Origin of the sequence: Streptococcus constellatus subsp. constellatus, from assembly GCF_023167545.1 — a bacterium.
GTDB lineage: Bacteria > Bacillota > Bacilli > Lactobacillales > Streptococcaceae > Streptococcus > Streptococcus constellatus.
Map to the genome: position 1 here is coordinate 327,465 of NZ_AP014647.1, position 14,302 is coordinate 341,766.

12 protein-coding genes and 1 tRNA gene are annotated in these 14,302 nt (G+C 38.4%); 9 read left to right on the top strand and 4 right to left on the bottom strand.

The window, feature by feature from the left end; all coding sequences use genetic code 11:
• Nucleotides 1–166: 166 nt before the first annotated feature.
• The 3 genes from glyQ to SCSC_RS01705 are packed head-to-tail and all read left to right on the top strand — an operon-like array spanning nt 167 to nt 3,396.
• The gene (gene glyQ / locus SCSC_RS01695; protein ID WP_006270107.1) at nt 167–1,081 is read left to right on the top strand and encodes a glycine--tRNA ligase subunit alpha; all 915 of its coding nucleotides are present in this window, start codon (nt 167–169) and stop codon (nt 1,079–1,081) included.
• Between the two features lie 2 nt (nt 1,082–1,083).
• Nucleotides 1,084–3,123 carry a glycine--tRNA ligase subunit beta gene (gene glyS / locus SCSC_RS01700; RefSeq protein WP_006270104.1) on the top strand — a complete coding sequence of 680 codons (2,040 nt, stop codon included), beginning with the start codon at nt 1,084–1,086 and terminating at the stop codon, nt 3,121–3,123.
• 15 nt (nt 3,124–3,138) lie between these two features.
• Nucleotides 3,139–3,396, top strand: a complete 258-nt coding sequence (locus SCSC_RS01705; RefSeq protein ID WP_022524689.1) for a DUF896 family protein — start codon at nt 3,139–3,141, stop codon at nt 3,394–3,396.
• A 47-nt stretch (nt 3,397–3,443) separates the two neighbouring features.
• Here SCSC_RS01705 and SCSC_RS01710 read toward each other — a convergent pair whose 3' ends face one another.
• The 3 genes from SCSC_RS01710 to SCSC_RS01720 form a co-directional block, all read right to left on the bottom strand.
• The gene (locus SCSC_RS01710) at nt 3,444–4,109 is read right to left on the bottom strand and encodes a potassium channel family protein (protein WP_006270110.1); all 666 of its coding nucleotides are present in this window, start codon (nt 4,107–4,109) and stop codon (nt 3,444–3,446) included.
• 11 nt (nt 4,110–4,120) lie between these two features.
• Nucleotides 4,121–5,476: a TrkH family potassium uptake protein gene (locus SCSC_RS01715; RefSeq protein ID WP_003070328.1), complete on the bottom strand. Its 1,356-nt coding sequence runs from the start codon at nt 5,474–5,476 to the stop codon at nt 4,121–4,123.
• 268 nt (nt 5,477–5,744) lie between these two features.
• On the bottom strand, nt 5,745–5,933 hold the full coding sequence (locus SCSC_RS01720; protein ID WP_003070327.1) for a helix-turn-helix transcriptional regulator: 189 nt from the start codon (nt 5,931–5,933) through the stop codon (nt 5,745–5,747).
• A 153-nt stretch (nt 5,934–6,086) separates the two neighbouring features.
• On the opposite strand from SCSC_RS01720, the gene rsmH reads away from it, so the two are divergent.
• The 4 genes from rsmH to mraY are packed head-to-tail and all read left to right on the top strand — an operon-like array spanning nt 6,087 to nt 10,610.
• Nucleotides 6,087–7,037: a 16S rRNA (cytosine(1402)-N(4))-methyltransferase RsmH gene (gene rsmH / locus SCSC_RS01725; RefSeq protein WP_006270105.1), complete on the top strand. Its 951-nt coding sequence runs from the start codon at nt 6,087–6,089 to the stop codon at nt 7,035–7,037.
• Between the two features lie 8 nt (nt 7,038–7,045).
• A complete protein-coding gene (gene ftsL / locus SCSC_RS01730) occupies nt 7,046–7,363 on the top strand; it encodes a cell division protein FtsL (RefSeq protein WP_003070323.1) in 318 nt (105 codons plus the stop codon).
• 3 nt (nt 7,364–7,366) lie between these two features.
• Entirely contained in the window at nt 7,367–9,625 is a 2,259-nt protein-coding gene (pbp2x, locus tag SCSC_RS01735) for a penicillin-binding protein PBP2X (protein ID WP_006270111.1), read from the top strand.
• Nucleotide 9,626: 1 nt separating this feature from the next.
• Nucleotides 9,627–10,610, top strand: a complete 984-nt coding sequence (mraY, locus tag SCSC_RS01740; RefSeq protein WP_006270115.1) for a phospho-N-acetylmuramoyl-pentapeptide-transferase — start codon at nt 9,627–9,629, stop codon at nt 10,608–10,610.
• Between the two features lie 210 nt (nt 10,611–10,820).
• Here the strand turns inward: mraY and SCSC_RS01745 are convergent, their stop codons facing one another.
• The gene (locus SCSC_RS01745) at nt 10,821–11,756 is read right to left on the bottom strand and encodes an IS30 family transposase (protein WP_006269888.1); all 936 of its coding nucleotides are present in this window, start codon (nt 11,754–11,756) and stop codon (nt 10,821–10,823) included.
• Between the two features lie 310 nt (nt 11,757–12,066).
• Between SCSC_RS01745 and SCSC_RS01750 the strand changes: the two genes are divergently transcribed.
• On the top strand, nt 12,067–14,025 hold the full coding sequence (locus SCSC_RS01750; protein WP_006270051.1) for a peptide ABC transporter substrate-binding protein: 1,959 nt from the start codon (nt 12,067–12,069) through the stop codon (nt 14,023–14,025).
• A gap of 186 nt (nt 14,026–14,211) precedes the next feature.
• Nucleotides 14,212–14,297: transfer RNA gene (locus SCSC_RS01755), tRNA-Leu, on the top strand.
• Nucleotides 14,298–14,302 lie beyond the last annotated feature (5 nt).

Consider the following 14,302-nt stretch of genomic DNA (forward strand, 5'->3'; position numbering starts at 1 on the left):
GGCGCTTTCGGTAAATTTTAGTCCTTGATGTTATCTTAAGGCTATATTAACAATGAAGTAATAAACTAGGGTGGAACCGCGTTTTGACGCCCCTATGCAAAGCTGTATAGGGTGTCGTATCGATGCAGTTCTACTTTTTTTGATGATAAGGGATAAGGAGTTATAAATGTCTAAAAAATTAACCTTTCAGGAAATTATTTTAACGTTGCAGCAGTTTTGGAATGAACAGGGCTGTATGCTCATGCAGGCCTATGATAATGAAAAAGGTGCTGGAACCATGAGCCCATATACTTTTCTTCGTGCCATTGGACCTGAGCCATGGAATGCGGCTTATGTCGAACCTTCGCGACGTCCAGCAGATGGGCGTTACGGCGAAAATCCGAATCGCCTCTACCAACATCATCAGTTTCAAGTTGTAATGAAACCAAGCCCAAGCAACATTCAAGAGTTGTATTTGCAGTCGTTAGAATTGCTGGGGATTAACCCGTTGGAGCATGATATTCGTTTTGTAGAGGATAATTGGGAAAATCCTTCGACTGGTTCTGCAGGTTTGGGTTGGGAAGTATGGCTTGATGGGATGGAAATCACGCAGTTTACTTATTTCCAACAGGTCGGTGGTTTGTCTACTGATCCAGTTACCTCAGAAGTAACTTACGGTTTGGAGCGGCTAGCGTCCTATATCCAAGAGGTGGATTCCGTTTATGATATTGAGTGGGCAGATGGAGTTAAGTACGGAGAAATTTTCCGTCAGCCAGAATTTGAACATTCAAAATACAGTTTTGAAGTGAGCGACCAAGCCTTGCTTTTAGAAAATTTTGATCATTTTGAAGCAGAAGCAAAACGCTGCTTGGAATATAATCTTGTGCACCCTGCTTATGATTATGTATTGAAATGTTCTCACACCTTTAATTTATTGGATGCTCGCGGAGCTGTTTCTGTGACAGAGCGAGCGGGTTACATTGCTCGGATTCGTAATTTAGCACGTATTGTTGCTAAAACCTTTGTGGCTGAGCGCAAACGGCTAAGCTATCCGTTGTTAGACGAAGCAACACGTGAGAAATTATTGGCTGAGGAGGAATAAAAATGACGAAGAATTTATTGGTTGAGTTAGGGCTTGAAGAAATGCCTGCTTATGTTGTAACACCAAGCATGAAACAATTGCGTGATAAAATGGCAGCCTTTTTAACAGACAATCGTTTGACATTCGATAAGATTGAAATGTTTTCCACTCCTCGTCGCTTGGCTGTACGTGTGTCCAATCTAAGTGAAAAGCAAACAGACCTGACAGAAGACTTCAAAGGACCAAGTAAGAAAATTGCTTTGGATGCAGATGGTCATTTTACGAAAGCTGCGCAAGGCTTTGTTCGTGGAAAAGGCTTGACGGTTGAAGATATCACATTTCGTGAAGTAAAAGGTGAGGAATATGTCTATGTCACCAAACAAGAAATCGGAAAACCCGTTGAGGAATTGATTGACGGTATTGTGGATGTATTGAAATCATTAACTTTTCCTGTAAATATGCACTGGGGTAGTCATACATTTGAATATATTCGCCCTGTTCATACCCTCACCGTGTTATTGGATGACGAATCTTTTTTGATGAATTTGTTTGATATTGAAAGTGGACGGACAAGTCGAGGCCATCGTTTTCTAGGTCATGAAGTGAAGATTCAGTCTGCAGATTCTTATGAAGAAGATCTGCGCGAAGTTTTTGTCATTGCGAGTCCAATGGAACGGGAAAACATGATTTTGGATCAAATCAAAGAAATTGAGAGAATGCACAATGTTCATGTGGAAATTGATGAAAATTTGTTAGATGAAGTGTTGAACTTGATTGAGTATCCAACCGCCTTTATTGGGCGTTTTGACGATCGTTACTTAGATGTGCCAGAAGAAGTCCTTGTTACGTCTATGAAGGTTAATCAACGTTATTTTGTTGTTCGCAATGAAAATGGCAAGCTTCTTCCATATTTCGTATCGGTACGCAACGGAAATGCAGAACACCTCGAAAATGTCGTTAAAGGAAATCAGAAAGTTTTAGTGGCTCGGTTAGAAGATGCAGAATTTTTCTGGCGTGAAGATCAACGATTGATTATTTCTGACTTGGTTGACAAGTTGAAAAATGTAACTTTCCATGAAAAAATTGGCTCATTAGCGGAGCACATGGAACGAACAGCAAAGATCGCAGCTCTTTTAGCAGAAAAAGCACACTTATCTACTCGGGAAGCAAAAGATGTAGCCCGTGCCGCATCTATTTACAAATTTGATTTATTGACCGGTATGGTTGGAGAATTTGATGAATTGCAAGGTATCATGGGAGAAAAATATGCTCTACTTGCAGGAGAAAACACAGCAGTAGCTAGAGCTATTCGAGAGCATTATTTACCAACTGCCAGTGACGGTGAATTGCCAGATACGAAAGTTGGTGCTATTTTAGCCATTGCAGACAAGATAGACACGATTCTTTCGTTCTTCTCAGTCGGACTCATTCCAAGCGGTTCAAATGACCCTTATGCTCTTCGTAGGGCAACACAAGGTGTTGTGCGCATTTTGGATAAATTTGGTTGGCATATTGCCTTAGATGAATTGATAGAACAGCTCTATGCGCTGCAGTTTGATAGTCTCACATATAGTAACAAAGAGCAGGTACTTGATTTCTTCCGTGCGCGTATTGAAAAAATGATGGATAATGATATTCCGAAAGATATCGTAACAGCTGTGCTCAACAGCTCGACGTTTGTTGTACGTGATTTGGTCGAGGTGGCGGCCCTTCTAGCAGAAAAAGCACAAGAAGATTCTTTCAAACCAGCAGTTGAAAGTTTGGCACGTGTCTTTAATTTGGCAGAAAAAGCAGAAGCAGTGAGTGTTGTGGATGAAAGTCTGTTTGAAAATGAAGAGGAAAAAGAACTTCATACAGCAATCGAGCGCTTGACTTTATCTGATGACTTGGCGGATAATATTGAACAATTATTTGCTTTAAGTCCGGTCATTGATGCATTTTTTGATAACACTATGGTCATGGCAGAAGATGAAGCAATCCGAGCAAATCGTTTGGCGCTTTTAGTCGTTTTAATGACAAAGGCTAAAAAGGTAGCACAGTTTAATCAAATCAATACAAAATGATAAGAGGTGAATCTTATGGAACCGAAGAAAATTGCACGAATCAATGAGCTTGCCAAGAAAAAGAAAACAGCTGGCTTAACACCCGAAGAGAAAGTAGAGCAAGCTAAGTTGCGGGAAGAATATATCGAAGGGTATCGTCGTAGCGTTCGTCACCACATCGAAGGAATCAAGATTGTAGATGAAGCAGGAAATGACATCACGCCAGAAAAGCTCCGTCAAGTCCAACGAGAAAAAGGCCTGCACGGTAGAAGTTTGGATGATCCAAATTCGTAACAGAAATGATATAAAAATCGCTGAGAAATATTCTCAGCGATTTTTGGCTATTTGGTAATATCCTCAAAATGATCAAATGTTTGACTATCAACGACAGCCATTAACAGTTCTTTATCTTTAAAAATGTAGCTAGGTGGTGTATCAATATTAAGTACACCATCAGGATTTTCTCGAAAACCGATAATATTCAGATTATAGTTTTGACGAAGTTTCAATTGTGCTAAATTTTTACCAATCCAGGATTGAGGTGGATAAAATTCAACAATGGCTACATTTTTGTCTAATTCAATCACATCAGTAGTGGCTTGGTGCAAGATATTTTTAGCAAGTGAAATCCCAGTTTCACGTTCAGGGGAGATGCAGCGATCAGCTCCAACTTTTAGCAACACTTTTCGGGTTGTCTTGCTTTTTACCTTAGCAATCACTTTTTCAACGCCTAAAGATTTACAGTGCATGACGGCAAGGACGCTGGATTCTAGATTATCCCCAGTAGCGACCACTACAGTATCACAGGTATCAATTCCTGCTGCCTGTAGCAAATCATAGTCTGTAATGTCTCCTACGACTCCACGTGCCAAAACTGGTTCAAAATGATTGATGACATCATCATGATCGTCAACTGCAATAATATCGCAGTTGTATTTGCAAAGTGTGTTAATGATACTGCGACCAAAAACTCCTAGCCCTAGTATACCAATTGTTCGTTTATCCATGAAATTCCTTCCTATCCAACGATAATATTTGCATTGGCAAACTTAATCGCTTCTTTTTTATTTGGTTTTCGATTGGAGAGACTGACAATTAATGTCAACGGTCCAATCCGTCCGATAAACATCAAAAACATGATAACTGTTAAAGCTGCATGATTTAAAGTAGGTGTTAAATTTGCAGTCACTCCCACCGTTCCAAGAGCAGACATCGCTTCAAACATTAAATAGATGAACCGATGCCCATTATCTGCAGTCAATGTTAAGAATGTCAGTCCTAAAATAAAGGTTGTCGTAAAGACAATCAAAACACTGAAAGCTTTTTGAATGGTGGATGGAGAAAAGGTATGGTGTCCGAAATTTGTATTAGGCAAACCAAGAATTTCTGTTCGAGCAAAGGCTAATACAACTAAGAAAGTGGTAATTTTCAGTCCGCCTGCTGTTCCTCCAGGAGCACCCCCTAGAAACATTTGAATGATGTAAAGAAGTAGTGTCACCGGACGAGCTTGAGTATAGTCAATCGTTGCAAATCCAGCTGTCCGCATGGTGACGGTTTGAAAGAAACTAACTAAGAGTTTATTTCCCATAGGAAGCCGACCGATTGTGTTTGCATTGTGATATTCCGTTAAGAGTGTCAAACAGGTTCCGCTTATTAAGATAATGGCAGTCAAAGCTAGAACTAATTTTGTATGAAAACGTAGTTTTCTTTTTCGACCATTTGTTTGAATATTTGTTTTTAGGTCGAACCAAACTGAAAAACCTAAACCACCCATGATAATTAAAGCAGCAATGGTTAAATTAACCAGAGCATCTGTTTGATAGGCTAGTAAACTATTACTACCTAAATTATCAAATCCGGCATTACAAAAAGCAGAAATAGCAAGGAAAATGGAAGTTAGAGCGCCCTTTCCCCAGCCTAAAAGAGGGATAAAACGAAAACTGAGAATCAAGGCTCCAAGGGTTTCTATACTAAAAGTGATTAGAAAAATCGAGCGGAGAAAATCACGTATAGAATTTGTTTCGTTTTGACTGAGACTTTCTTGCAAAGTGGTCCGATTGGAAAGGCTGAGTTTCTGATTGGAGCGGACGTAAATCAGCCCGATGAAGCTAATCAGCCCCAAACCACCGATTTGAATAAGAAGCATGCAGATAATCTGTCCCCAAATATTGTAAGTATCTGCAACAGACTGCGTAAAAAGTCCGGTCACACAGACCATTGAAACCGACGTGAAGAGATGGTCGAAATAGTTGGCTTTAGAAGTTGCTACCTGCACGAAAGGCAGATCTAAAAGAAGAGAGCCCACCACGATAACGAAGGCAAAACTCAATAAAATACGCCTCGCAGGAGACAATCTTGATAAAAAACGTGACATTCTTATCTTCCTTCATAGAATAATGACTTTATTTTACCACAAAGCAGCTTAAAAAACGAGAAGGAAGGCGCAAGAAGTCTAATCCTTCTTCAAAAATTTTCGACCGAGAAAGATGCAGCAAGCAATCACTGCCACATCTATCCAAAACAATATCGGATCTGTCAAGGTGAAGAAAAAGTAGAAGGAAATGATAAAGAGAATAGCTAGAAGAGGTAAGATAATTTTTTTGTATTGTTGAAGATTCATTTGAATTTAGTCTTTCTATTTTTTACTTGTTCCAAAAAAGTGTATTTAGGTCTGTCTTCAAAGCTAGTGCTAAACTAATGCAAAGTTCTAGTGTTGGGTTATATTTGTTGTTTTCAATCATGTTAATTGTCTGCCGCGAAACGCCAATCTTTTTAGCAAGGTCCAATTGTGAGAGATCTAATTTTTTTCGGAAATCTTTTACTCGATTCATGCTTTTATCCTTGGTTTGATGTCAAATATAACTGACTTTTATAATTATATTATTATAGAAGAAACTAAGTAAATATGTCAAGTATAATTGACAAAAAACTTTACATGATTCTGAAATTCATTTTTTAAATCTTTATGGTATAATAGTAAAGATATGACAAATGAATTTCATCATGTAACAGTTCTTCTACACGAAACCATTGATCAGCTTAATGTAAAACCAGATGGAATCTATGTTGATGCGACATTAGGTGGGGCAGGGCATAGCGAATATCTTTTGAGTAAATTAGGAAAAAACGGTCATTTATATGCTTTTGATCAAGATCAGACCGCTATTGATTATGCTCAAAAACACTTAGCGCTTTATGTAGCGCGAGGAATGGTGACCTTTATTAATGATAATTTTCGTCATTTAAAGGAACGTTTGCATGAGCTAGGTGTTGAAGAAATTGATGGCATTTGTTATGATTTAGGGGTTTCTAGTCCGCAATTGGATGAGCGCAAGCGTGGGTTTTCCTATAAACAGGATGCTCCGCTTGACATGCGGATGAATCAGGATGCAAAGTTGACGGCTTATGCAGTAGTCAATCAATACAGCTATCACGATTTGGTGCGGATTTTCTTCAAGTATGGAGAAGATAAATTTTCAAAGCAAATTGCTCGGAAAATTGAGCAAATGCGTGAAAAGAAACCGATTGAGACCACTACGGAGTTAGCAGAGATTATCAAATCTGCTAAGCCTGCCAAGGAATTGAAAAAAAAGGGGCACCCTGCTAAACAGATTTTTCAAGCCATTCGCATCGAAGTTAATGATGAGTTGGGAGCGGCAGATGAGTCCATTCAACAAGCGATGGACTTGTTGACGGTTGATGGGCGTATTTCGGTGATTACGTTTCATTCGTTGGAGGATCGCTTGACCAAGCAGCTTTTTAAAGTAGCCTCAACAGTAGAAGTACCGAAAGGGTTGCCGTTTATTCCAGAGGAATTACAGCCTAAAATGAAGTTGGTCACTCGGAAACCCATTTTACCAAGTCAAGAAGAATTAGATCAAAATAATCGAGCCCATTCAGCTAAGCTGCGTGTGGCGCAAAAAGTACATAAGTGAGGATTGAGATGGCAACTAGAACAAGAACAACTGGCCAGATACTTCAGGCACGAATTCAAAAATTTTCTCGTGTTGAGAAAGCATTTTATGGAGCGATAGTCTTGACAGCGGTTATCTTAGCAACCAGTGTTGTCTTTATGCAAACAAAATTATTGCAGGTGCAACGTGATTTAACGACTGTCAATTCAAAAATTGAAGCAAAGCGCACAGAACTAGATGATGCTAAACAAGAAGTAAACGAATTGATTCGTAGTGAACGTTTGTCAAAATTAGCAAGTTCACAGGAAATGACCCAAAATAATGAAAATATCAGAACGGCGGAATAAAGCATGAATGGACTCAAAAGACAAATTTTAAACCATGCTTTGAAAAATCGGAGAAATCCTAACTATAACCGTAGACGAGTGGGGAAAAACCTAAGCGTTTTGACGGTTTTTGTCTTTTTTGTTTTCTTGATCAATTTTGCAATTATCATTGGAACTGGAAAAAAGTTTGGTGTGAACTTGGCTAAACAAGCAAGTCTGGTGCATCAGGTGACAAGGATTGTACCCGCAAAGCGTGGAACGATTTATGATCGCAATGGTCTTCCAATAGCTGAAGACGCAACTTCCTATAATGTTTATGCTGTTATTGATAAAAACTATAAGTCAGCAACTGGAGAAATTCTTTACGTAGAAGAATCTCAATATGACAAAGTAGCTGAAGTGTTTAATAAGCATCTCGGCATGGATAAGGATTACGTCAAAAAGCAATTATCTCGAAAAAAATTACAGCAAGTTTCATTTGGTTCCCAAGGAAATGGAATCAGTTATAGTAATATGAATACCATTCGTGAGGAATTGAAAAAGGCAAAAATAAAAGGAGTTGATTTTACAACTAGTCCAAATAGAAGTTATAAAAATGGGAATTTTGCTTCAGTGTTTATTGGATTAGCGCAACTTCAAGAAAATAAAGATGGTAGCAAAACGCTTGTTGGTACGACAGGTTTAGAAGCTGCTTTAAATAAGACATTAGCCGGAACAAATGGAGTCATCACCTATGAAAAAGATAAAAACGGAAATATAGTACCAGGATCTGACAAGGTTTCAAAGAAAACACAAGATGGAAAAGATATTTATACAACCTTATCCTCAGACTTACAGTCTTTCCTTGAAACGCGGATGAATGCGTTTGTAGAAAAAGCTAAGGGAACTTATGCCAGTGCCACATTAGTCAGTGCAAAAACTGGGGAGATTCTTGCAACGACACAGCGTCCAAGCTTTGATGCTGATACGAAGCAAGATCTGACAAAAGACTTCGCTTGGTCCAGTGCTCTCTATCAAAATCAATATGAACCGGGCTCAACGATGAAAGTCATGACACTTGCTGCGGCGATAGATAACAAGACTTTTCCAGCAAACGAAACCTATAATAATAGTGGGCTGCAAATTGCAGATGTGACGATTCGTGACTGGCTTGTCAATATGGGGCTTTCTGAAGGGCAAACACTAACATATGCCCAAGGTTTTGCCCTTTCTAGTAATGTGGGAATGGCTTCTCTTGAAAAGAAAATGGGAGATGAAAAATGGCTAGACTACCTTAGCAAATTTAAATTTGGATTACCCACGCGTTTTGGAATGAATTATGAAGATTACGGTGGTCTTCCGGCAGATAATATCGTAACCTATGCAATGAGTGCCTTTGGTCAGGGAATTTCAGTTACGCAAGTACAAATGTTACGGGCTTTTTCTTCCATAGCCAATGATGGCGTAATGGTTGAACCAAAATTCATTAGTGCTATCTACGATTCAAAAAGTGGTCGTGCACGCAAGAGTTCTACAGAGATTGTTGGGCGTCCTGTTTCAAAAGAGGCTGCTAAGACAACGAGAGATTATATGGTAACTGTCGGTACAGATCCTGTTTACGGAACCTTGTATAGTAAGGCGGAAGGTGGTCCAATTATCAGAGTGCCTAACCAAAATGTGGCGGTTAAATCAGGTACAGCGCAGATTGCAGGTGAAAATGGTAGTGGTTATCTAACAGGTGAAAATGATTACATCTATTCTGTTGTGGCTATGACACCAGCTGAAAATCCCGATTTTATCATGTATGTAACTCTGAAGCAACCTTCAGAATCTTTCCAACCCATTTTCTGGAAAGAAGTTGTTAACCCTGTATTGGAAGAGGCTGCAGCGATGAAAGATACGCTGAACTTGACGACACAATCTCCTGTTCTAAAATCTGTTTCAAAAGAATTGACTTATAAAATGCCCTCCGCTAAGAATACTAGTCCTGGTGATTTGGCTGATGAATTACGACGCAATCTTGTGCAACCTATTGTTTTGGGAACCGGTAAAAATATTAAGAAAGTTTCCGCGAAAGCAGATGAAGAGCTGAAGTCCAATAAGCAAATTCTTATCCTAACAGATGATTTTACAGAAATGCCTGATATGTATGGTTGGACGAAGAAAAATGCTGAAACATTTGGTGATTGGTTAGGCATAAAAGTCCATGTCAAAGGTAAAGGCTCAAAAGTTGTAGCTCAAAGTGTCAGGACCAACGCATTGCTTAAAAAAATAAAAGAAATAACAATTACATTAGGAGATTAGCATGTTACAAGCTATCATTGCAGGTATTGTGACTTTTATTCTAACTTTAGTTGGAATACCTGCTTTTATTCGTTTTTATCACAAAGCCCATATTTCCGGCCAACAAATGCACGAAGATGTGAAACAACACCAAGCAAAAGCTGGAACTCCTACTATGGGAGGAACTGTGTTTTTGGTAGCCTCTGTGTTATCTAGTTTTGTGACAGCTCTCATTTCTAAAGAACTTTCAAGTGCTGCCTTGATGGTACTATTTATTCTGGTTTTGTATGGTATCGTTGGTTTCTTGGATGATTTTTTAAAGGTTTTTCGTAAAATAAATGAAGGTTTAAATCCCAAGCAGAAACTAGCTCTTCAAATTATCGGTGGCATTGTTTTTTACTTCTTTTTTGATACCCACGGTGGGGGAGATTTACTCAATGTTTTTGGTTTCCCACTTCATTTAGGCTATCTTTATATTGCTTTTACTCTCTTTTGGTTGGTTGGCTTTTCCAACGCAGTCAATTTGACAGATGGCATTGATGGATTGGCCAGTATTTCTGTTACAATCAGTTTAGTAGCTTATGCAGTCATTGCGACAGTTCAACATCGTTTAGATATTTTAATTGTTATTTTGAGTATGATTGGTGGTCTGCTTGCATTCTTTATTTTCAATCATAAACCAGCCAAGATTTTTATGGGGGATGTAGGAAGTTTGGCTCTTGGTGGTATGTTAGCAGCAATTTCGATAGCGCTTCACCAAGAATGGACGCTTCTTATCATTGGGATTGTCTATGTCTTTGAGACAACTTCAGTTATGATGCAGGTTTCTTATTTCAAATTGACTGGAGGCAAACGGATTTTTCGGATGACACCAGTTCACCACCATTTTGAACTAGGTGGTTTGTCAGGTCATGGTCAAGCTTGGAGCGAATGGAAAGTTGATTTCTTTTTCTGGGGAATCGGTCTTATAGCTAGTTTACTAACACTTGCGATTTTATATTTATAAGAGAAATGACTCATTTTAAAGTACTTTAAAATGAGTTTTTTTATATAATATCTGAAAAATTTTCTAAAAATTCATAATTTATCTTGTATTTATATAAAAAAAGTGTATAATAGGTTCAATATTTAGTCAAAGGAGGGTAGCGGTTGCTGTTTTAATAAAGTAGAGTATCTTATTTTTTTAACTGATAAATTGCAAGAATAAGTGCAACATTTACTCTAACTCATCCACTAGAGCTTCATAAGCCGTTCTGTAAGCTAAACATTTTCGTGGTCGGTGATTGATATCATATAAGGCCTTGTTCAAAGCCTCATCAGAGATAGCAGCTAAATCTGTTTTCTTTGGGAAATATTCTCTTAGTAAGCCATTTGCGTTTTCATTACTTCCTCTCTGCCAAGATGAATAGGCGTCCGCAAAGAAAAAGGAAATTCCTAAATTCTCTACTAGAGGATAGCAGGCGAACTCTTTTCCCCTGTCTGAAGTGAAGGTTTTAAGAGTCTCTTTTGGAAATAGCCTACAAAGTTGTTCGATGGCTGAAAACATGGCTTTGGCTGTTCTATCTGGTATCTTGAAAGCTAAGTAAAAACGAGTTTTTCGCTCTAGAAAAGTCGCTAAACACCCCTTGCTTTTGCCTCTGGAAGACACTACAGTATCAAGCTCCCAGTGGCCAAAAGTTTCACGATTCCGAACCTCTTTAGGACGTTTGGCAATCGGCGTGCCAATCCTAAATGTCCCACGTGTTTCTTTGGGTTGTCGAGTTCTTCCTTTACGACGGAGGACGCTTAAATCCAGATCAATCAAACCAGCATAGAGCCAGTTATAGATGGTTTTAAAAGCTACCATTGGCTTTTGTTCAAGCTGATAGCGCCCACAAATCTGTTCAGGCGACCAGGAGGATTTTAAACCGTTCTCAATTTCCTTTTTCAACTTTGGTGTTAAACAAGACTTCCGACCTTTTTGCTTAGCCCTGTGGTCGTACTGTTCCTGTGCTAAGACTGCGGAATAACCATTTTGACATCGTCTTAACTCTCTTGAAATGGTAGACTTATGGACGCCAAGTTTACTTGCAATTTGGCAAGGTTTTAAACCTAATTCCAAGTAGGTTTCTATCTTTATTCGGTCGGTTATGGTAAGATGGGAGTAGCTCATAGTTTTTCCTCGGGTTCTGTTTGTGTGGTTACTTACAGTTTACACCAATGAAACGCTATGAGTTTTTTGGTTGAACTATATTTTACAATTTATCAACTCAAAAAGAATGTTTATTCAACTTAGTCTAGATAGCGGAATTTGTAATTTTTGATTCTTTATGCATAATTAAAACTATTTTGATTGTATAACCCAATAAATGACTATTATTTAAATGGATAATATTTTTTGTTAAAAAATGATTTTTACTTTTTAAAACTGTTTTGGCATAATATGCGATGTAATTAAATGTGATATTAGAGGAGGTTTATCTATGAAATCATCAAAATGGATTATTGCAACGGGAGTTGTGCTAAGCACTGGAATCTTATTAGCAGGTTGTGGCAAGTCAACTTCTAATACGTCAACATACTCATATGTGTATACACAAGATCCAGACACGTTGAATTATCTGATGGCTAATCGTGCGACAACTTCAGATGTTGTGACCAATTTAGTTGATGGATTATTAGAAAATGACCGATACGGAAACTTAGTTCCAGCACTCGCTAAGTCATGGACAGTCTCCAAAGATGGTTTGACCTATACCTATAAATTACGTAAAGACGCAAAATGGTACACATCAGAAGGTGAAGAGTACGCAGGTGTAAAAGCACAAGACTTTGTGACAGGTTTGAAATATGCTGCAGATAATAAATCTGAAGCCCTTTACCTTGTGCAAGATTCTGTCAAAGGATTAGATGCGTATATCAAAGGGGAGACAAAAGATTTTTCAACAGTTGGTGTGAAAGCTGTAGATGATTATACAGTACAGTATACTTTAAGTCGTACGGAACCTTATTGGAATTCAAAAACAACTAATAATATTCTCTTTCCAGTGAATTCGGACTTTTTGAAATCACAAGGAAAGAATTTTGGTTCTGTGAAACCGAGTAGCATTCTTTACAACGGTCCATATCTGCTGAAGTCTTTGACGGCTAAATCCTCTATGGAATTTGCTAAAAATCCTCATTACTATGATAAAAAGAATGTTCACTTGGACAATATCAAATTGACTTATTATGATGGATCAGACCAAGAAGCGCTTATCCGAAACTTCACAGATGGCGCCTATAGTGCGGCTCGTCTCTATCCAAATAGTTCAAGTTTTGCTTCTGTCAAGAAACAATATGCCAACAATATCATCTATAGTTTACAAGATGCAACTAGTTATTATTACAATTTTAACTTAAATCGTCAGTCTTACAATCACACATCTAAGAAAACAGATGCTCAAAAATCTTCAACGCAAGAAGCGGTACTAAACAAAGCCTTTCGTCAAGCTATCAACTTTGCTTATAACCGCACTTCTTACGGTGCACAAAGTAATGGGAAAGATGGTGCAGCAAAGGTGTTGCGGAACACGCTCGTGCCACCAACATTTGTTTCCATTGGAGATAAGACTTTTGGCGATGTGGTATCCTCTAAGTTAGTAAATTATGGTTCAGAATGGTCTAATATGAATCTGACTGATGCGCAAGATGCTTACTACAATCCAGAAAAAGCAAAAGCTAAATTTGCTCAGGCAAAAGCAGAATTGCAGGCCAAAGGTGTTCAATTTCCCATTCACTTAGACGTACCAGCTGATCAAACTAGTAAAATCGGTGTTCAGTGGGAAAGTTCTATGAAACAATCTGTTGAGTCTGTCTTAGGAGCCGATAATGTTGTGATTGATATTCAGCAGATGAGCTCAGATGAACTGAACAATATCAGTTATTTTGCCAATACTGCCGCTCAAAAAGATTATGATTTGTACAATGGTGGTTGGTCAGGAGACTATCAAGACCCATCCACTTATCTAGATACCTTGAATACTAAAAATGGTGGTAGTTTGCAGAACTTTGGCTTAGAACCAGGTCAAGAGAATGCTAAGATAAAGGCTGTTGGTTTGGATACCTATACTACAATGCTTGAGGAAGCAAATGCTGAAACCAATGAGACGAAACGTTATGAAAAATATGCTGAAGCACAAGCGTGGTTGATTGATAGTGCTTTGACAATGCCTAATCTCTCTCTTGGAGGGACTCCGTCTGTGACAAAGACTGTTCCGTTTAGTCGTTCTTACTCTCTGGTAGGGATTAAAGGTGGTTCAAGCAACTACTTTAAATATGTTAAATTACAAGATAAAATTGTGACGACTAAAGAATACGAAAGTGCTAAAAAGAAATGGCTGAAAGAAAAAGAAGCGTCTAATCAAAAAGCACAAGATGATTATGAAAATCATGTAAAATAAAACGGGTACAAGAAATTTCTATGAACGATAAGTTTCATAGAAGTTTCTTTTTTGTACGAAAAGAGCTGTTTTAAAACGATACTGCTTAAAATGCATGTTTCGGATTGTTTACTGACAGTTCCATTTTTTCAAAAAAATTTCTTGACAAGGTGGTTCTATCTTGTTATACTAATAAAGTACTCAATCGCGGGGATGGCGGAATTGGCAGACGCGCAGGACTAAGGATCCTGTGACCGCTTTAGGTCGTGAGGGTTCAAGTCCCTCTCTCCGCATTAGA